The organism is Herbaspirillum huttiense, assembly GCF_004367745.1.
In the GTDB taxonomy this organism is placed as follows: Bacteria; Pseudomonadota; Gammaproteobacteria; order Burkholderiales; family Burkholderiaceae_D; genus Herbaspirillum; species Herbaspirillum huttiense.
On the sequence record NZ_CP037993.1, the window covers coordinates 3,737,722 to 3,757,754 of the forward strand.

The 20,033-nt window shown below is 63.8% G+C and carries 13 protein-coding genes; 11 read left to right on the plus strand and 2 right to left on the minus strand.

All coding sequences use genetic code 11. The features are described 5' to 3' along the window. Nucleotides 1–364 precede the first annotated feature (364 nt). The 5 genes from E2K99_RS16790 (at nt 365) to guaD (ending at nt 8,453) form a co-directional block, all read left to right on the plus strand. Nucleotides 365–1,666, plus strand: a complete 1,302-nt coding sequence (locus tag E2K99_RS16790) for an NCS2 family permease (RefSeq protein ID WP_134222947.1) — start codon at nt 365–367, stop codon at nt 1,664–1,666. A 326-nt stretch (nt 1,667–1,992) separates the two neighbouring features. Continuing rightward, complete coding sequence (gene xdhA / locus E2K99_RS16795; RefSeq protein ID WP_134222948.1) at nt 1,993–3,477, plus strand: xanthine dehydrogenase small subunit; 1,485 nt, start codon at nt 1,993–1,995, stop codon at nt 3,475–3,477. Between the two features lie 31 nt (nt 3,478–3,508). Then, nucleotides 3,509–5,878, plus strand: coding sequence for a xanthine dehydrogenase molybdopterin binding subunit (xdhB, locus tag E2K99_RS16800; RefSeq protein ID WP_134222949.1), 2,370 nt, complete (start codon nt 3,509–3,511; stop codon nt 5,876–5,878). Between the two features lie 20 nt (nt 5,879–5,898). Beyond that, nucleotides 5,899–6,966: a xanthine dehydrogenase accessory protein XdhC gene (xdhC, locus tag E2K99_RS16805; RefSeq protein WP_134222950.1), complete on the plus strand. Its 1,068-nt coding sequence runs from the start codon at nt 5,899–5,901 to the stop codon at nt 6,964–6,966. Between the two features lie 188 nt (nt 6,967–7,154). Then, entirely contained in the window at nt 7,155–8,453 is a 1,299-nt protein-coding gene (gene guaD, locus E2K99_RS16810) for a guanine deaminase (protein WP_134222951.1), read from the plus strand. Nucleotides 8,454–8,573: 120 nt separating this feature from the next. On the opposite strand, the gene E2K99_RS16815 is transcribed toward guaD, so the two are convergent. After that, nucleotides 8,574–9,176, minus strand: coding sequence for a TetR/AcrR family transcriptional regulator (locus tag E2K99_RS16815; protein WP_039784739.1), 603 nt, complete (start codon nt 9,174–9,176; stop codon nt 8,574–8,576). Between the two features lie 243 nt (nt 9,177–9,419). Here E2K99_RS16815 and E2K99_RS16820 point away from each other — a divergent pair, with 243 nt between their 5' ends. The 5 genes from E2K99_RS16820 (at nt 9,420) to E2K99_RS16840 (ending at nt 17,884) form a co-directional block, all read left to right on the plus strand. Then, complete coding sequence (locus E2K99_RS16820) at nt 9,420–10,979, plus strand: efflux transporter outer membrane subunit (protein ID WP_276321801.1); 1,560 nt, start codon at nt 9,420–9,422, stop codon at nt 10,977–10,979. Nucleotides 10,980–10,984: 5 nt separating this feature from the next. After that, the gene (locus E2K99_RS16825; protein WP_166675076.1) at nt 10,985–12,217 is read left to right on the plus strand and encodes an HlyD family efflux transporter periplasmic adaptor subunit; all 1,233 of its coding nucleotides are present in this window, start codon (nt 10,985–10,987) and stop codon (nt 12,215–12,217) included. A 27-nt stretch (nt 12,218–12,244) separates the two neighbouring features. Continuing rightward, entirely contained in the window at nt 12,245–13,828 is a 1,584-nt protein-coding gene (locus tag E2K99_RS16830; protein WP_205703690.1) for a DHA2 family efflux MFS transporter permease subunit, read from the plus strand. Nucleotides 13,829–14,206: 378 nt separating this feature from the next. Beyond that, on the plus strand, nt 14,207–16,888 hold the full coding sequence (gene mutS / locus E2K99_RS16835; RefSeq protein ID WP_134222953.1) for a DNA mismatch repair protein MutS: 2,682 nt from the start codon (nt 14,207–14,209) through the stop codon (nt 16,886–16,888). 54 nt (nt 16,889–16,942) lie between these two features. Further along, nucleotides 16,943–17,884, plus strand: a complete 942-nt coding sequence (locus E2K99_RS16840; RefSeq protein WP_134222954.1) for a hypothetical protein — start codon at nt 16,943–16,945, stop codon at nt 17,882–17,884. A gap of 164 nt (nt 17,885–18,048) precedes the next feature. On the opposite strand, the gene E2K99_RS16845 is transcribed toward E2K99_RS16840, so the two are convergent. Further along, nucleotides 18,049–18,591, minus strand: coding sequence for an FKBP-type peptidyl-prolyl cis-trans isomerase (locus tag E2K99_RS16845; RefSeq protein WP_039784693.1), 543 nt, complete (start codon nt 18,589–18,591; stop codon nt 18,049–18,051). A 225-nt stretch (nt 18,592–18,816) separates the two neighbouring features. Here E2K99_RS16845 and E2K99_RS16850 point away from each other — a divergent pair, with 225 nt between their 5' ends. Then, nucleotides 18,817–19,944 carry a cupin domain-containing protein gene (locus tag E2K99_RS16850; RefSeq protein WP_205703691.1) on the plus strand — a complete coding sequence of 376 codons (1,128 nt, stop codon included), beginning with the start codon at nt 18,817–18,819 and terminating at the stop codon, nt 19,942–19,944. Nucleotides 19,945–20,033: the final 89 nt, after the last annotated feature.

Consider the following 20,033-nt stretch of genomic DNA (forward strand, 5'->3'; position numbering starts at 1 on the left):
CAACAAACCAAGCCCCAAAAAGCCCCACCCGGATAAAACTGGCAAAATCTCGCCTGCGAAACACAAGATTCCATACCTCCGTGTCACCAATGCGCAGCAACAATCTCCAGCGCCAGCGCTGATTTCCGCCGAAGATCCCACTTATAACTCCAGGTTAATAATGGCTATGTGCCATCCCTTACATCCCTCAGATGAAATTCAACGACATTAGCAACGCTGCCAAAACAATGCGAAAAGCACCCCCACCAGCACCGCCCATTTTTTGCCTGCCCCCGGCCCTGACGCATGCACAAGCGCATGCACAGCGCCAATGCCAGGCAAGTTTTCCGGCGCATAAAAACGGACCAAACGGAGACAACCCACAATGAACGCCTTGAACAAGTTCTTCCGCCTGGAAGAGAACGGCACCACCGTCCGCACGGAGTTGCTGGCCGGCCTGACCACCTTTTTGACGATGGCTTACATCATCTTCGTCAACCCCAGCATTTTGGGCGATGCCGGCATGCCCAAGGACTCGGTGTTTGTGGCCACCTGTGTGGCGGCGGCGGTGGGCACGCTGATCATGGGCCTGTATGCCAACTATCCGATTGGCCTGGCCCCTGGCATGGGCTTGAATGCCTACTTTGCCTATGCCGTGGTCAAGGGCATGGGTTTCCCGTGGCAGGCTGCGCTGGGCGCGGTGCTGATTTCGGGCTGCCTATTCTTGCTGGTGAGCGTGCTGCGGGTACGTGAGCTGATCATCAAGAGCATCCCGCAGTCCTTGCGCACGGCCATCCCGGCCGGCATCGGACTGTTCCTGGCGATCATTTCCCTGAAGAGCGCCGGCATCGTCGCCGCCAATCCAGCCACCTTCGTCACCCTCGGCGACCTGCACCAGCCGGCCCCGGTGATGGCCATCATCGGCTTCCTGGTCATCGTGGCGCTGGACCGATTGAAGGTGCGTGGCGCGCTGCTGATCGGCATCCTGCTGGTGACGGTGCTGTCCTTCGTCTTCGGCGGCAACCATTTCTCGGGCATCTTCGCCGCCCCGCCCTCGATCGCCCCGACCTTCATGCAGCTGGACATCAAGGGTGCCATTTCCATGGGCCTGTTGAATGTGGTGCTGGTGTTCTTCCTGGTCGAGCTGTTTGACGCTACCGGCACCCTGATGGGCGTGGCCACCCGTGCCGGCCTGATGAAGGATGGAAAGATGGAGCGCCTGAACAAGGCCCTCATGGCTGACAGCACCGCCATTGTCGCCGGCTCCCTGCTGGGCACCTCCTCCACCACCGCCTATATCGAAAGCGCTGCCGGTGTGCAGGCCGGTGGCCGCACTGGCCTGACCGCCGTGGCCATCGCCGTGCTGTTCCTGCTGTGCCTGTTCATCGCCCCGCTGGCTGGCGTGGTCCCGGCTTATGCCACGGCACCGGCGCTGTTCTTCGTGGCCTGCCTGATGCTGCGCGAACTGGTGCACATCGACTGGGAAGACACCACCGAATGCGTACCGGCCGTGATCACCGCATTGGTGATGCCCTTCACCTACTCCATTGCCAATGGCCTGGCGCTGGGCTTCATCAGCTATGCCGGATTGAAGCTGCTGACGGGTCGTATGAAGGATGTATCAGTGGTAATCTGGATCATCGCCGCAATCTTCCTGTTCAAGATCATCTACCTCGGCGGTGAATGAGCGGCCACGCCGCCTCATGAAGCAAAAGGAAAAATCGAAGAGGCAGCCCGGTGACAAACCGGCCGCCTCTTCGGGATCGTGACAAGAGGGAACCCGACAATCGTCCGCAACAATCATCCGCGGACAATCCGTTTCCTCTTTTGACGACCCCGGCACGTTTCTTGAATGCCATCTGGCCACGGGAGAGACCACAGGCCGGCCACCGCCCCAAGCGGAGGTGCCGCCTGAAAGCAGATCCAACAACAAGAAGCACGCCCCACGATACGCCCTGGAGCGCGCCATAAAGCAGTCTGTTTTGTAGACAATCCAAATTCGAGTAAAGCCAAATGCCAGAGACCACCCGCCCCATCCAGTTCTACTTTCGCGGCCAGACCCACGAAGTAGCAGGCCAACCCACGACCCGCACCGTTCTGCAGCATCTGCGCGAGGACCTGCATTGCACCGGCACCAAGGAAGGCTGTGCCGAAGGCGATTGCGGGGCCTGCACCGTGGTCGTGGGTGAACTGCGCGATGACCAGCTGGAACTGAAGACGGTCAATGCCTGCATCCAATTCCTGCCGACGCTGGACGGCCGCGCCTTGTTCACCGTGGAAGACCTGAAGCAAGCCGACGGCTGCCTGCATCCGGTGCAGCAGGCCATGGTGGAATGCCATGGCTCACAGTGCGGCTTCTGCACGCCGGGCTTCGTGATGTCGCTGTGGGGCCTGTACCTGAAGCATGACAAGGACGGCATCACGCCCGACAAGCGCGAGATCGACGATGCCCTCTCCGGCAACCTGTGCCGCTGCACCGGCTATCGTCCCATCATCGATGCGGCACGACGTATGGGTGAATTGCCCAAGGTCGAGTTCGACCGCGAGGCCGTCAAGAATGCCCTGCGCGCCATCGACCAGGACACGCCGCTGGCCGTCACGCATGCCGGCCAGACCTTCCACGCCCCGCGCACCCTGGCACAACTGGTGCAGCTGCGTACCGACCTGCCCAAGGCGCGCATCCTGGCTGGCTCCACCGATGTGGGCCTGTGGGTGACCAAGCAGATGCGCGAACTGGGCGATATCGTCTACATCGGCCGCGTGGAAGAACTGCGCGCCATGCAGGTGCAGGACGGCATGCTGGAGATCGGCGCCGGCGTCTCGCTGGAAGAGGCCTATGCTGAAGCCGCGCGCCACTATCCGCAAGAGCTGTCGGAACTCTGGCAGCGCTTCGCCTCCCTGCCCGTGCGCAATGCCGGCACGCTGGGCGGCAACGTCGCCAACGGTTCGCCCATCGGCGACTCCATGCCCTGGCTGATCGCACTGGGCGCGCAGATCGTGCTGGCCAGCGTGCGTGGCCAGCGCGTCATGCCGCTGGAAGACTTCTACCTGGCCTACCAGAAGTCGGCCCTGCAGCCCGATGAAGTGGTGCAGGCCGTGCGCATCCCGCTGCCGCGCAAGGACATACGGTTCCGGGTTTACAAACTCTCCAAGCGCTTCGACCAGGACATCTCTGCAGTCTGTGCCGCCTTCGCGCTGCGCATGGACGGCGACACCATCGCCGAGGCGCGCATCGCCTTCGGCGGCATGGCCGCCACCCCCAAGCGCGCGGCCCACGCGGAAGCGCTGCTGCAGGGCGGCGCCTGGAGCGAAGCGCAAGTGCAGGCGGCCATGACCGCACTGGCACAGGATTACGCACCGCTGTCGGACATGCGGGCCAGCGCCGCCTATCGCTTGCGCACGGCGCAAAACCTGCTCTATCGCTATTGGCTGGAAACGCGCACCGATGCGCCCTTGGCGCGCCAGGATGTGCGCGCCTTCGCGGTCAGCGCCGCGTGAAGCCCTTGGACCGAACCTGCAGGAGAACCGCATGAACAAGCAAACCGAACAATTCCTCAACACCCTGGTGCAGCCGCCCAAGGACTGGGCCACCGTGGGCAAGCCGCATCCGCATGAATCGGCGATCCTGCACGTGACCGGCGAAGCCACCTATACCGACGACATCACCGAACTGCACGGCACCCTGCATGCGGCGCTGGGCCTGTCGCAGAAGGCCCACGCGCGGGTGCGCGGCATCGACCTGGAGAAGGTCAAGGCCGCTCCGGGTGTGCGTGCCGTCTTCACCGCTGCCGATATCCCGGGCGAAAACGAATGCGGTGCCATCATCCATGACGACCCGGTGCTGGCCGATGGCCTGGTGCAATACGCGGGCCAGCCGGTCTTCATCGTGGTGGCCGACAGCCATGACCAGGCCCGCCGCGCGGCGCGCCTGGCCGTGATCGACTACGAAGAACTGCCGCCCATCCTGACCCCGCGTGATGCCCATGCGGCGCAATCCTACGTGCTGCCGCCGATGCATCTCTCGCGTGGCGAACCGGCGGTGGCGCTGGCGCTCGCACCGCACAAGCTGCGCGGGCAATTCGATGTGGGCGGGCAGGAACAGTTTTATCTGGAAGGACAGATCTCCTATGCCATCCCCAAGGAGGGACGCGGCATGCACGTGTATTGCTCGACCCAGCACCCCAGCGAGATGCAGCACCACATTGCCACCGTCCTGAAACTGGCTTCGCACGATGTGCTGGTGGAATGCCGGCGCATGGGCGGCGGCTTCGGCGGCAAGGAATCGCAATCGGCGCTGTGGGCTTGCGCTGCGGCCGTTGCAGCGGCCAAGCTGCGGCGACCGGTGAAGCTGCGCGCCGATCGCGATGACGACATGATGGTCACCGGCAAGCGCCACTGCTTTGCCTATGATTACGAGATCGGGTATGACGATGACGGGCGCATCCTCGCGGCCAAGATCGACATGATCTCGCGCGCCGGTTTCTCGGCCGACCTGTCCGGCCCGGTGGCCACGCGCGCGGTCTGCCACTTCGACAATGCCTACTATCTCTCGGACGTGGAAATCCACGCCATGTGCGGCAAGACCAACACGCAATCCAATACCGCCTTCCGTGGCTTCGGCGGACCGCAGGGTGCGCTGGCCATCGAATACATCCTCGACGACATCGCCCGCAATCTCGGACGCGATCCGCTGGAGGTCCGTCGCAACAATTTCTACGGGCCCAGCGATGCCGAGGGACCGGAGGCGCGCAACGTGACCCACTATGGCCAGAAAGTGGAAGACAACGTCATCCACGGCCTGGTTGATCAGCTCGAACGCAGCAGCCGCTACCAGGAACGCCGCCGCGCCGTGGCCGAGTTCAATGCGGGCAGCACGGTGTTGAAAAAAGGCCTGGCGCTCACGCCGGTGAAGTTCGGCATTTCCTTCAACGTGCCGCACCTGAACCAGGCTGGCTCGCTGGTGCACGTCTATACCGATGGCTCGGTGCTGGTCAATCACGGTGGTACCGAGATGGGCCAGGGCCTCAATACCAAGGTCGCGCAGGTAGTGGCCAACGCCCTGGGCGTGCCGCTGGAGAAGGTGCGCTGCACCGCCACCGATACCAGCAAGATCGCCAACACCTCGGCCACCGCCGCCTCCACCGGCAGCGACCTCAACGGCAAGGCAGCGCAGGATGCTGCCCTGCAGATCCGCGCACGGCTGGCCGATGTGGCGGCTCGTCATTTTGGCGTGGAGGCCGCAACGGTGCGCTTTGCCGATGGCCTGGTGCTGGCAGGAGAGCAATCCCTGCCCTTCGTCGAACTGGTGATGAAGGCTTACCTGCAACGGGTGCAATTGTGGTCCGACGGTTTCTATTCCACACCGAAGGTGCATTGGGATGCCAAGCGCATGCACGGCCATCCCTTCTTCTATTTCGCCTATGCGGCGGCGGTGTCGGAAGTGGTGATCGACACCCTCACCGGCGAATGGAAACTGCTGCAGGCCGACCTGCTGTATGACGCCGGCGAGAGCCTGAACCCGGCGCTGGACATCGGCCAGGTCGAGGGCGGCTTCATCCAGGGCATGGGCTGGCTGACCACCGAGGAACTGTGGTGGAACAAGGACGGCAAGCTGATGACACATGCCCCTTCCACCTACAAGATTCCGGCCATCTCGGATTGTCCGGAAGCCTTCCGCACGGAACTGTATGCCAACAGCAATGTGTCCGACACCATTCACCGCTCCAAGGCGGTGGGTGAGCCGCCGCTGCTGCTGCCGTTCTCGGTGTTCCTGGCGATCCGCGATGCGGTCTCGTCGGTAGGCGCGCATCGCATCAATCCGCCGCTGCGCGCACCGGCCACCAGCGAGGCCATCCTCGACGCGGTCGATGCCGTGCGCGCGGCCACGCTCACCCAGTAAATACGCGGCGGAGAAACATCATGAGCATATGGTTGAGCGCATTACGCCGCATGCAGCAGGACAGCATACCGGCAGTGCTGGTGACGGTGGCCCAGATCCAGGGCTCGACACCGCGCGAGCCGGGCGCGCGCATGCTCTATACCGCCGAGGGCCAGTTCGACACCATCGGCGGCGGCCACCTCGAATGGCGTGCGGCGCAGATCGCGCGGGCCATGCTGGCGGCGGATTCCGACGCGCTGGCCGATCAGCGACGGCTGGAACGCATCGCGCTAGGGCCGAGCCTGGGACAGTGTTGCGGCGGTGTGGTGTTTCTCTGTTTCGAGCGTATCGATGCCGAGTCCACCTCCCTGCATACCTGGCAGGCGCTGGAGCAGGCCTGGTGCAGCGGCACTGACCGCTGGCGCGCCTTGCCGCTGGATCACGACGCGCCCCAGCAACTGCTGGAGAACGATGCATCTGACCTCGGCCTGCCGCCGCAGGTCATTCGTCACGCGCGCCAGACACAGCTGGTGCGCGACGGCCAGGGCCGCCGCTGGCTGCTCGACCTGTGCAGGGCACATCAGCCGCAGGTGGTGCTGTTCGGCGCCGGCCATGTGGGGGCGGCCATCGTCAAGGTCTTGTCCAACCTGCCTTGCCGGGTGCTGTGGGTGGATGAGCGCGAGGACATGTTTCCCCCCGGCCTGCCGCCGCAGATCCGCATCGAGGCCACTGACGTGCCCAATGCCGCGGTCGACATGGCCGAACCCGGCGCGTATTATCTCGTGATGACCCACAGCCACGCCCTCGACCAGCAACTGAGCGAACGCATCCTCAAGCGTGAAGATGCGGCGTGGTTCGGGCTGATCGGATCCATCACCAAGCGCAAGCAGTTCGAGCATCGCCTCTCGGAGCGCGGTTTCTCGGCGGCGCAGCTGGAACGTATCACCTGCCCCATCGGCATTCCCGGCATCTATGGCAAGGAACCCGCCAGCATCGCCATTGCGGTGGTGGCGCAACTGATGCAACTGTGGGAACTGCGCTTTACCCAACCCAAACCCAAGGCATGGCCACTGAGTCTGGCCACACACGCTCTGGACGGCAGAGGCTGAAGGAACACCCTGCCGTCACCCCTTCCGGGAATTCTGTCGACACGTTTTGGCTGATCGCACCGGATTCCCCTTCGATTCCACTCTCGCAACACGGAAAGCATCGTCACGACGATGCCTTCCAGTATGATGACCACTGAATCGACGGCCCGCGTCCGTGCGCGCGGCGCCGCCTGCATCGAGGAAACACCATGAGCCCAACCCTGCAAGCCTACCGCGCCAGCCTGCTGTATTTCACCAACGATCCCGCCTTCGACGAACACGCCACCCAATGGCACAGCGATGGCCTGCTGCTGGTGCAAGACGGCAAGATCCAGGCCGCCGGCGACTACGCCACGCTGGCCGCCACCCTGCCGCCCGGCACCGCCATCGAAGACCTGCGCGGCAAGATCCTTTGCCCCGGCTTCATCGACACCCACATCCACTATCCGCAGACCGACATCATCGGTTCGCCCGCGCCGGGCTTGTTGCCTTGGCTGGACAACTACACCTTCCCGGCCGAACGCCGCTTCCAGCAGCCGGAACACGCCTCCGAGGTAGCCGATTTCTTCCTGGCCGAACTGCTGCGCAACGGCACCACCAGTGCGGCCGTGTATTGCACGGTGCATCCGCAGTCGGTGGATGCCTTCTTCGCAGCCAGCCATGCACGCAACTTGCGCATGGTGGCCGGCAAGTGCCTGATGGATCGCAATGCGCCGGATTTCCTGCGTGATACGGCGGAGTCGGGCGTGCGCGAGAGCGAGGAGCTGATCGGGCGCTGGCACAACAAGGGACGCCAGCATTACGCCATCACCGTGCGCTTTGCACCGACCTCCACCCATGAACAGATGAAGCTGGCCGGCGAGCTGGCAGCGCAGTATCCGGACACGTATATACAAACCCACGTGGCCGAAAATACGGACGAAGTGAAATGGGTGAAGGAGCTCTATCCCGATGCCCGCAGCTACCTGGACGTGTATGACGGCTACGGCCTGATGCGCCAGCGTGCGCTGTATGCGCACTGCATCTGGCTGGACGACCAGGACCGTGCGCGCATGGCGGCCACGCAATCGGCCGCCACCTTGTGCCCGACGTCCAACCTGTTCCTGGGCAGCGGCCTGTTCGATTTTGCCCGTGCCGATGCGGCGCGCGTGCCGCTGTCGCTGGCCACTGACGTTGGGGGCGGCACCAGCTTCTCGATGCTGCAGACCATGAACGAACTCTACAAGGTCGCCCGCATGGGCGGCACCTACCTGCCGGCACAGCGCATGTTCTATCTGGCCACGCTGGGCGGTGCCCGCGCGCTTCAGCTGGAAGGTACCATCGGCAGCTTCACGCCGGGCTGTGACGCCGACTTCATCGTGCTGGATCCGCAGGCCACACCCTTGCTGGCGCGCCGCAGTGCTACCACCGACAGCCTGGAGGAACAATTGTTCGCACTGGCCATCCTGGGTGACGACCGTGCCATCGCTGCGACGTATTCGGCGGGGGTGCGGGTGCATCAACGCTGAAATCGTTCATATCGGCCCCATCGCGGGGAAAGCCGGGCTTGCCGTAGTGGTGAGCCCGTTTTTTTTGGACTTGATCGGCAGGCGATTTACCGTCAAGCCACCTTGCACGTCTGAATCCCCTCAGCGCGGCTGATAAAGATAAAGGAAAGCCTCCACCGCCCGCTCCGCCGAAGTCCGCAGCTGATCCGGCGGAATCTCGGTGACCACATTGAGCATGCGCACGTCCATCCACTCTGCTTCGATCAGCGCGCGGAACTGCATGGCGGCAATCCAGGGATCGCCCGCATGCAGCTTGCCCTCGTCCATCTTGACCTTCAGAAAATCGGCAATGCGCGTCCAGCCACGTTTGGGTCCGCGCTCGTACAAGAGCGGCCCCAGTTCCGACTTGCCGGCGTAATACATCCCCAGCCGCTTCACCGCCACAATCTCCGGCCGGAACACCACGCCCAGATAATGATTCGCCAGCCGCAATAAACCTGCGCGTACTTCGTCTTCGTTACGCAAGGCCATGAACAATTCTTCAAACTGGCAACCCACCTGCTTGATCATCACCTCCACGAAGATCTCTTCCTTGGAGCTGAAATAGTTGTACAGCGTGGCCTTGGAGCCCCCGATACGGGCCGAGATTTCCGCCATGGAGGCGCCTTCGAAACCGATTTCGTTGAATACCTCGGCAGCGATGTCGATCATCTGCTGCCGCCGTTCTTCACTCTTCTTGCGCATGATTGTCCTGTGATGCCGGCCAGAAAACCGGCCAATCCTGAATTATAGGCGACGATGCCGCCGAAAGCCGCCGGATTGCCCTCAAAACGCGGCCAAAAAACCCTGTTGCGGCGATGCCGCAAAAAGACGAGCAATTTATCGCAAAGCGCCTTGACACTTCATAAAAGCGAATACTATACTGAACTGTACAGTTTTTAAACATCAAAAATTCAGATTCAGTCGTTCACTCCACTCTCCACGCAAATGAACAAGAACTCATCTCTCCCCGACCAGCGCGCGCCCTATCCGGCGCTGCGCTCCGAGCGGCCTACCCTGCCGTGGCGGCGGACGGCGGCGGTCTCGGCGGCCGTGCTGACAGCGGCGCTCATGGCCGGCTGTGCTTCCTTCACCGATCTCGGTGCGCGCGCCGAACCCAAGTCCATCGACCACTACCAGAGCAGCCAGACCCTGGCCGCCACGGCCGTGCAGACCGCCTGGCCGAGCGACCAGTGGTGGACGGTCTACGGTGACACCCAACTCAACGGCCTCATCGCCGAAGCCCTGCAAAGCGCGCCCTCCATGGCGGTGGCCAAGGCCCGCCTGATGAAGGCCGAGGGCACGGCCCAGCAGCAAGGCGCGGCGCTCTATCCGCAGGTGAGCGGCAATGCCTCGCTGGATCGCATGAAGCAGTCCTACAACAACGGCGTGCCGCCGGACTTCGTGCCCAAGGGTTACAACAACGAAACCCGCGCCACGCTGGACTTCAGCTACGAAATCGACTTCTGGGGGAAGAGCCGCGCGGCGCTGGCTGCAGCCACCTCCGAACTGGAAGCCAGCCGGGCCGATGCCGCCCAGGCGCGCATCACCCTGGCCACCTCGATTGCCTCTGCCTACGCCGACCTGGCCCAGCTCTACGCCCAGCGCGATACCAATGAAGCCGCGCTCAAGGTGCGTGAAGAAACACTGGACCTGTTCAACCAGCGCTTCACCAACGGCCTGGAGACACGCGGCTCGGTCAAGCAGATGGAAGCGCGCCGCGCCATTGCCCAGGCCGACCTCAAAGCCACCGACGAATCCATCGCCCTGCAACGCAACAAGCTGGCCGCACTGGCCGGGGCCGGCCCGGATCGCGGTTTGCAGCTGGCGCGCCCGCAGATCGACCTGTCCAAACCCTTTGGCTTGCCCGCGCAACTGCCGGTGGAACTGCTGGGCCGCCGTCCCGACATCGTGGCCGCGCGCCTGCGTGCCGAAGCGGCAGGCAAGCAGATCAAGGTGGCGCGTGCTGCCTTCTACCCGAATGTGAACCTGTCGGCTTACTTCGGCTTCCAGTCGCTGGGCATCGACATGCTCACCCGCAGCGGCTCCGACATCGGCAGCTTCGGCCCGGCGATCTCGCTGCCCATCTTCAATGGCGGCCGCCTGCGCGGTCAGTTCCGCTCGGCCAGCGCCAGCTATGACGAAGCCGTGGCCAACTATGACCAGGCCGTCACCCAGGCCCTGCAGGATGTGGCCGACGTCGGCGTGAGCGAGAAGGCCCTGGCCGGACGACTGCAGGACGTACAGGCCGCAGCCGACGCTGCCGAAGAGGCCTATCGCATCGTCAGCAACCGCTACAACGGCGGCCTCAACACCTACCTCGACGTGCTCAATGCGCAGGACACGCTCATCAGCAACCTGCGCCAGCTCTCCGACCTGCGCTCGCGCCTGTTCACCTTGGATGTCGCGCTGGTGCGCGCCCTGGGCGGCGGCTACCGCGCCGCCGACGACAGCAAGAGCCAAGACAGCGCCACCGCGCCCCACACCGAACAGCAAGCGAAAGGTTGAACATCATGTCCCACAGCGATTCCCAAGCGGCCCATACCCTGGCCGAAGAAACCCGTCAGCGCAATGAAGCGGCCACCAAGGCCGCCGCTGCGCAAAAGCGCAAGAAGCTCTTTGCCATCTTCGGTGGCGTGGTCGCCATCGCCGCCATCGGCTATGGCACCTACTGGTACCTGATCGGTTCGCGCTACGTCGAGACCGACAATGCCTACACCGCCACCGAAGTGGCCACGGTCACCCCGGCCATCAATGGCATCGTGGCTGCCGTAGACGTGGTCGATACCCAGGCCGTCAAGAAGGGCGACGTGCTGGTGCGCATCGATGATGCCGATGCCAAGCTGGCCGTGGACCAGGCCGCCGCCGACCTGGACCGCACCGAGCGCAAGGTCAAGGGCTACTTCGCCAACGATGCCGGCCTGGCAGCCCAGGTGCTGGCCCGTGAGGCCGAGCAGAAGCGTGCCAGTGCCCAGTTGCTGTCGGCGCAGGCCGATATGAAGCGCGCCGAGATCGACCTGCAGCGCCGCGAGGCCCTGGCCAAGTCGGGTTCGGTGTCAGGTGAAGAATTGAGCAATGCGCGCACTGCCCTGCTGACCGCCCAGGCCAACCTGAAAGCCGCTGAAGCTGCCGAAGTGCAGTCCCGCGCCAACATCAAGGCGACCCAGGGTGCGCAAAAGGCCAGTACCGTACTGACGGCCAATACCACCGTGGACGACAACCCGGAAGTGGTCCTGGCCCGCGCCAAGCTGGATCAGGCCAAGCTGGATCTCGAACGCACCGTGCTGCGCGCCCCTGTGGACGGCGTCATTGCCCGCCGCCAGGTGCAGGTCGGCCAGCGCGTGCAGAGCGGCGCCAGCCTGCTGTCGGTGGTGCCGCTGCAGCAGATGCACGTGGATGCCAACTTCAAGGAAGGACAACTGACCAAGGTGCGCATCGGCCAGCCGGTGACCATGAAGGCGGACATTTATGGCGGCTCGGTGGAATACCACGGCGTGGTCACGGGCCTCTCCGGTGGGACCGGTTCGGCCTTTGCGGTGATCCCGGCGCAGAACGCCACCGGCAACTGGATCAAGGTGGTGCAGCGCCTGCCGGTGCGCATCTCGCTGGATCCCAAGGAACTGGCGCAGCGTCCGCTGTCGGTGGGCCTGTCGATGGTGGTGGAGATCGATACGCGCGGCCAGATGCAGGCCGGTGACGCCGAGACCAAGTCGGCCAGCACCGAGACCCGGGCCGGCGCGCTGTAATCCGGAGAGCACAAGGAAAGACTCATCATGTCATCCACAACAAGCGCAGCGGCGGGCGACCTGCCCGCCCCCAAGCCTGCCGCCCAGCCCGGCCCCTTCGAGGCCCCGCTGACCGGCGGCCAGTTGGTGGGCGCCGGCATCCTGCTGGCCGCCGCCAACTTCATCGCGGTGCTCGACACCACCATTGCCAACGTCTCGGTCTCGACCATCGCCGGGGCGCTGGGCGCCTCGACCAGCCAGGGCACCTACGTCATCACCTCCTATGCGGTGGCCGAAGCCATCACCGTGCCCCTGACCGGCTGGCTGGCCAATCGCTTCGGCACGGTGCGCGTGTTCATCCTGTCGATGGTCATGTTCGGGCTCTTCTCGGCCCTGTGCGGACTGGCCAATTCGCTGGGCATGCTGATCGCCTTCCGCGTCATGCAGGGCCTGGCCGGTGGTCCGCTGATGCCGCTGTCACAAACCCTGCTGCTGCGCATCTTCCCCAAGGAAAAAGCGCCGGCGGCCGTGGGGCTGTGGGCCATGACCACGCTGGTGGCACCGATTGCCGGCCCGATCCTGGGCGGGGTGCTGTGCGACCAGTACAGCTGGCCCTACATCTTCTGGATCAACGTACCGGTGGCGCTGATCTGCGGCTATCTCGGCTGGCGCATGCTCAAGCGCTTCGAGACCAGGACCAGCAAGCTGCCCATCGACCGCGTCGGGCTGATCCTGATGGTGGTCTGGGTGGCCGCCCTGCAGCTGATGCTCGATGAAGGCAAGGAAAAGGACTGGTTCGCCTCCACCGAGATCGTGCTGCTGGCCGTGACCGCCGTGGTGTTCTTCATCGCCTTCCTGATCTGGGAGCTGACCGAGCACAATCCCATCGTCGACCTGCGGGTGTTCCGCCATCGCGGCTTCACCGCCAGCGTGACCACCATCTGCCTGGCCTTCGGTGCCTTCTTCGGCTCGGTGGTGTTGACACCCCTCTGGCTGCAGGGCTACATGGGTTACACCGCCACCTGGTCGGGCTGCATTTCGGCGCTGACCGGCATCCTGGCCGTGTTGACCGCCCCCATGGTGGCCAAGATGTCCACCACCGTCGATGCGCGCAAGCTGGTCTGCATCGGCGTGACCTGGCTGGGCTTCATCACCTTCCTGCGGGCCTTCAACAACACCGACATGTCGTTCTTCCAGATCGGCTGGCCGCTATTCCTGCAGGGGATCGGACTGCCGCTGTTCTTCGTGCCGCTCACCGGCCTGGCGCTCTCCAGCGTGAACGAGGAAGAGACCGCATCGGCGGCCGGCCTGATGAGTTTCTGCCGCACCATGGCCGGGGCGATTGCGACCTCCATCGTCAATACCAGCTGGGAAAACGACGCCACCTACTTCCACGCCGAACTGTCCGGCCTGGTGGATCGCAGCGGCGATGCGGTCAATGCCATGATGGCCTCGGGCATGAGCGCTGAACAGGCCACGGGCTCGCTGGCGCAGACGGTGCAGAACCAGGCCGTGATGCTGGCCACCAACCACATCTTCATGATGGCGGCGGTGTCCTTCTCGCTGGCAGCGCTGGCGGTGTGGCTGGCACCGAAACCGACGCGGGTGGCCGACACGACCTCGGCGCACTGATCCACAAGCTCCCCCTACAGTCCGTCCCCCCCCTGCGGACTGGGCAGGCGGCCACTTCGGTGGCCGCCTGTTTTTTTTGGGGCTCAGTTTTGACTGCGCAGCCAAACCAATCGAACTTTCTGGACATTCTCCCGGAGCTTTGCCCCGCGTCAGGGCGATGCCGGGTGCCGCCCTTGGCTGCACAGCCCCAATGCGCGTACAATCCCGGCTCAAGCATGCGGACCACGGTCCGCATTTTTGATTTATGGCGGCCCGCCCGGCGCGGCCGCCAGGCTGACTTCCCGCCGCCCGCCGTGGCCTGATGACACCGTGGCCCGCCCGCGCGGCCCTGCATTCCCGAACTTGCAAGAAGCGATCCCCGCATCGCCACCCAGACTCATGACCAAAGACCTCGCCGCTCACACGCCAATGATGCAGCAATACCTGCGCATCAAGGCCGACCATCCCAACACGCTGGTGTTCTACCGGATGGGCGATTTCTATGAACTCTTCTTCGAGGATGCCGAAAAGGCCTCGCGCCTGATGGGCGTCACCCTCACCCAGCGCGGCTCCTCCAACGGCAACCCGATCAAGATGGCAGGTGTCCCCTTCCATTCGGTGGAGCAATACCTGGCGCGCCTGATCAAGCTCGGCGAATCGGTGGCGATCTGCGAACAGATCGGCGACCCGGCCACCAGCAAGGGCCCGGTGGAGCGCAAGGTGGTGCGGGTCGTCACGCCCGGCACCCTGACCGATTCCGACCTCTTGCCCGAGAAATCCGAGCGCTGCCTGCTGGCCATGCAGCTGCTGCCCTCCAAGTCGCGCAAGCAGATGCAGGTCGGCCTGGCCTGGCTATCCATGGCCAGCGGCGCGCTGAAGATGATGGAATTCACGGTCGAGAGCAGCTTGCTCGATGGCCGCGTGAAGCAGGAACTGGAACGCATCTCGGCCGCCGAGGTACTGGTGGCCGATGGTCAGCTGGAGCAGTGCGAGCCGCTCCTGCCCAACCGCGCCGTGACAGTGCCGGACTGGCATTTCGACCAGCCCAGCAGCGAGAAGGCCCTGCTCGATCAACTGGGCGTGGCCACCCTGCACGGCTTCGGTGCCGATGGCCTGGGCCCGGCCATCTGTGCCGCCGGTGCCCTGCTGCGCTATGCGCAATCGACCCAGGGACGCGGCCTGCAGCACGTGCGCACGCTCACCGTCGAATCCGAAAATGAATTCATCGGCCTGGATGCCGCCACCCGCCGCAACCTGGAACTGACCGAAACCATCCGCTCGCAGGATGCCAATGCTTTGGCCCCGACGCTGTTCTCCACGCTGGACCACTGCCGTACCGCGATGGGCTCGCGACTACTGCGCCACTGGCTGCATCACGCCCTGCGCGACCAGCAAGTGGCGCGCGAACGCCATGCCGCCATCAATGCACTGATGCGCACCGATGCCTGCTCGGGCCTGTCGGCCACGCTGGCGGCCGTGCCCGACATCGAACGCATCACCACCCGCATCGCCCTGCTCTCGGCCCGTCCGCGCGACCTGGCGGGCTTGCGCAGCGGCCTGCAGCAGCTGGGTTCATTGCGTGCCTACGTGGAGATGTGCGCCCGCGACGCCGAAGCACCGCTGCTGGGCAAGTTGCACGAAGACCTGGCCACGCCCGTGGAATGTCTGGACCTGCTGGAACGCGCCATCATGCTGGAGCCGGCCGCCATGGTGCGCGACGGCGGCGTGATCGCGCGCGGCTATGACGCTGAACTCGATGAACTGCGCGGCCTGTCGGAAAACGCCGGCCAGTACCTGCTGGAACTGGAAGCGCGCGAGCGTGAACGCACCGGCATCGCCAACCTGCGGGTGGAATACAACAAGGTGCATGGCTTCTACATCGAGGTCACCCACGGCCAGACCGACAAGGTGCCGGAAGACTATCGCCGCCGCCAGACCCTGAAGAATGCCGAACGCTACATCATCCCCGAGCTGAAAGCCTTCGAGGACAAGGCGCTCTCCGCGCAGGAACGTTCACTGTCGCGCGAGAAATTCCTCTACGAGCAGCTCCTCAATGACATGGGCGCGCACATCGTGCGCCTGCAATCCATCGCCCATGCGCTGGCCCAGCTCGACACCCTGGTGGCCCTGGCCGACCATGCCGTGCGCAACAACTGGTGCGCACCGCAACTGGTCGATGAGCCCTGCATCCAGATCGAGCAAGGCCGTCATCCGGTGGTGGAAAACCAGATCGAACGCTTCATCGCCAATGACTGCCAGCTCGCCGCCGAGCGCAAGTTGCTGCTCATCACCGGTCCCAACATGGGTGGTAAATCGACCTTCATGCGCCAGGTGGCGCTGATCACGCTGCTGGCCTACGTGGGCAGCTTCGTGCCCGCCACCAGCGCGGTGATCGGACCGATCGACCGCATCTTCACCCGCATCGGCGCCGCTGATGACCTGGCCGGCGGCCGCTCCACCTTCATGGTGGAGATGACCGAATCGGCCTCCATCCTCAACAACGCCACCGAACATTCGCTGGTGCTGATGGATGAGGTCGGACGCGGCACCTCGACCTTCGACGGCCTGGCCCTGGCCTGGGCGATTGCCAAGCATCTCATCGACGTGACGCGCAGCTTCACGCTGTTTGCGACCCACTACTTCGAACTGACGCAGCTGCCCGAGATCCACCCGACGGCGGCCAACGTGCACCTGTCGGCCGTGGAGCACAAGGACAGCATCGTGTTCCTGCATGCCGTGCAGAGCGGTCCGGCCTCGCAGAGCTATGGGCTGCAGGTGGCGCAGCTGGCAGGAGTGCCGGCACCGGTGATCCGCGCGGCGCGCAAGCATCTGTCGGCGCTGGAAAGCCAGTCCATGCAGCCGACGCCACAGTTCGACCTGTTCAGCGCCCCTTCCTTCATGGAAACGCAAGCGGAAACTGAAGAAGCGGACCATGAACGCAATCCCGCCAGCGCGGTCGAACCCGATCCGCTGGCCCAGGCGCTGCTGCAATCGCTGGACGGCATCGATCCCGATGCCCTGACGCCGCGCCAGGCGCTGGATGCGCTCTACCAGTTGAAAGCCCTGAGCCGGGGACAATAACAACACCACGGGGACGCCGGCTTCGTGCCGCCCTTTAAACCGCAGAGAGACTGCATGCCGATCCGCCCGATCCGACGCATCCTGCTGTGCACCTGCTTCACCGCTGCCATCCTGATGGCGGGCGGTGCGGCGCGGGCCGCCGGGCAGGATTTCTCGTTCGGCGTGATCAACCATGCCGCACCCGGCGTCAAGGGCGACCAGGCGCTGCGCCAGGCCCTGACCGAGACCGATGCCGACAACCTGGCCTTCGTGGTGGTCAATGGCATCAAATCTCCCTCCGAAAGCTGTGACGACGCGCTCTATGCCGAGCGCCACGAGATGCTATCGCAGGCACAGAACGGCATCTTCGTGTCGCTGGCTGGCAGCGACTGGATCACCTGCCGCGACCGCGAGAACCGCTCGGACGCCATCGAACGCCTGGCCCGCATGCGCGAGATCTTCTATGCCAGCGAATTCTCGCTGGGCGCGAGCCGGCTGCCGATGCTGCGCCAGTCGCTCACGCCCAAGTTCCGCAGCTATGCCGAGAACACCCGCTGGGAAATCGGCAACGTGCTCTTTGCCACCGTGAACCTGCCGGCGGCCAACAATCACTTCCTGCTCGATGGCGGACGCAACAATGAGTTCGAGGACCGCCTCATCGCCAACCGCAACTGGCTGCAGCACCTGTTCGCCTTTGCCGCCTTGAAGAAGAGCGCGGCCATCGTCTTCTTCAGTGATGGCAATCCCTTCGGTCCGCCGCCCAAGCGTTCCTTCTTCCGCACTCAGCGGGATGGCTTTGCCGAGACGCGCAAGCTGTTCTCCGAGCTTGCCGGCAAGTTCCCGGGGCGGGTACTGGTGGTACATGCCCAGGGCGGCAAGAACAAGGCACCCGCCCATATCCTCTGGACCGGCAACCTGGGCAGCGTGGGCGTCGGTGAGCGCTGGCTCAAGGTGGTGGTGGATGACCATCTGCCACAGCTGTTTGCGGTGGCCGATGCGGATGGAGAACGGCGCTAGCTGCCCGATGCCAGGTACAAGATCCTTGCCGGTAAACGGATTTTTACGGTTTAAATGAAGAAAAACGCCCGCAGAGCGCATCTGCGGGCGTTTTTGCATGGTCGCCGGAAGGAAAATCCCGATTTCCGGGATCGGCTTGCGGCGCTGCGATCAGAATTCAGCGATCAGTTCAGCGGCTGGCTGCGGAAGTGGTCGCCGGCGTCGCCTTCATCTTCATCATCGTGGTGATGATGGTGGCCGTGGGCACCGTGGACGTGACCGTGGGCCACTTCTTCTTCGGAGGCGGCGCGCACTTCGGTGACCGCCAGTTCAAAGCGCAGCGCAATGCCGGCCAGCGGGTGGTTGCCATCGAGCACGGCCTTGCCGTCCGCCACTTCGGTGACGGTGAAGATGACCGACTCTTCGCTGTCGTCATCGGGCGAACCTTCGAACTGCATGCCCACTTCCAGCGGTTGCGGCAGACGCTCGACCGGCTCGATCTTGACCAGCTCGGAATCGTATTCGCCGAAGGCATCTTCCGGCTCGACCTGAATGGTGGCGCTGTAGCCAACTTCCTTGCCGTCCAGCGCTTCTTCGATCTTGGGCAGGGTGTTGTGATAGCCGCCGTGCAGGTAGACCATCGGCTCGCTGCTTTGCTCGATCAGGTTGTTCTGGGCATCCGACAGCTTGTAGTTGACGGAAACGACGGTATTCTTCGCGATCTTCATCGTAAGGGTCCTTTGTATCGATAGTGGTGCGGGAGCGGCAGCTGCTGCGGAAGCGTCGCGCGGGACACCTGCCACCCGGGTTGGGGCCTAAGAACCATCCCCTTGCCATTCCCGCGAGGCAAGGACGCTTTCAAAAACGGTATCTCGACTCCGCGATTATACCTGCATCAAACTTGGCCGCCGCCAATGGCGTACGGCTGCGCCGGCACCTCTATAATGGCGACCATGAAAAAACTCGATCTGCTCGGCGGCATCACGCCCGCCCAATTCCTGCGTGACTACTGGCACAAGAAGCCGCTCCTGATCCGCAACGCCATCCCCAATTTCACCGCGCCGCTGCCGCGCCAGGAACTGTTCGACCTGGCCCGCCGCGATGATGTCGAATCGCGCCTCATCACCCATCGCACCGATGGCTGGGACATGCAGCACGGCCCCTTCAACAAGCTGCCGCCCCTGAAGCAAAAGGCCTGGACCCTGCTGGTGCAGGGCGTGAACCTGCACCATCCGGCCGCCGATGCCCTGCTGCGCCAGTTCCGCTTCGTGCCCGATGCACGCCTGGACGACCTGATGATCAGCTACGCCACCGATGGCGGCGGCGTCGGTCCGCACTTCGATTCCTATGATGTTTTCCTGCTGCAGGCCCACGGACAACGCCGCTGGCGCATCAGCGCGCAAGACGACCTGACGCTGGAAGAAGGCGTGCCGCTGAAGATCCTCAGCCACTTCCAAGCCGAACAGGAATTCGTGCTGGAACCGGGCGACATGCTCTACCTGCCGCCGCAATACGCGCACGACGGCGTGGCCATCGGCGAATGCATGACCTATTCGGTCGGCTTCCGCTCGCCGGCCTACCAGGAACTGGGCGAATCCTTCCTGGAATTCATGATGGATACCATCGACCTGCCCGGCCGCTATGAAGATCCTGACCTGAAAGCCACCGCCAAGCCGGCCGAGTTGCCGCTGGACATGGTGGCGCGCATCCGCGACGAGCTCAACAAGATCCGCTTCACCGACGATGACATCACCATCTTCCTGGGCGAGCATCTGTCAGAGCCCAAACCCAGCGTTTTCTTCGAAGCACGGACCGAGGAATTATCTTTTGCTCGCTTTTTCCAGGGCGCGAAGAAACGCGGGCTGGCGCTGCATCGCAAGACGCGCATGCTGTACCGTGGCTCTCACGTCTTCATCAATGGCGAATCCTTCCAGGTCAATCGCGGCGACAAGGCGATCCTGGCACGATTGGCAGACTCGCGTGTGCTGGAGAAATCCGACCTCGACGTGGCCTCCGAAGACCTGCTGGAAGCCTTGCACCAATGGCATGAAAGTGGCTGGCTCGACATCATTCGAGATTAATGAAATTTATTGCGGACACTTCTCGAAATTACTTTAGGAAATCCCGGAGAGCGGCTTGCGCCAAGACTTTCCGGGCCGCTGAAAAGGGA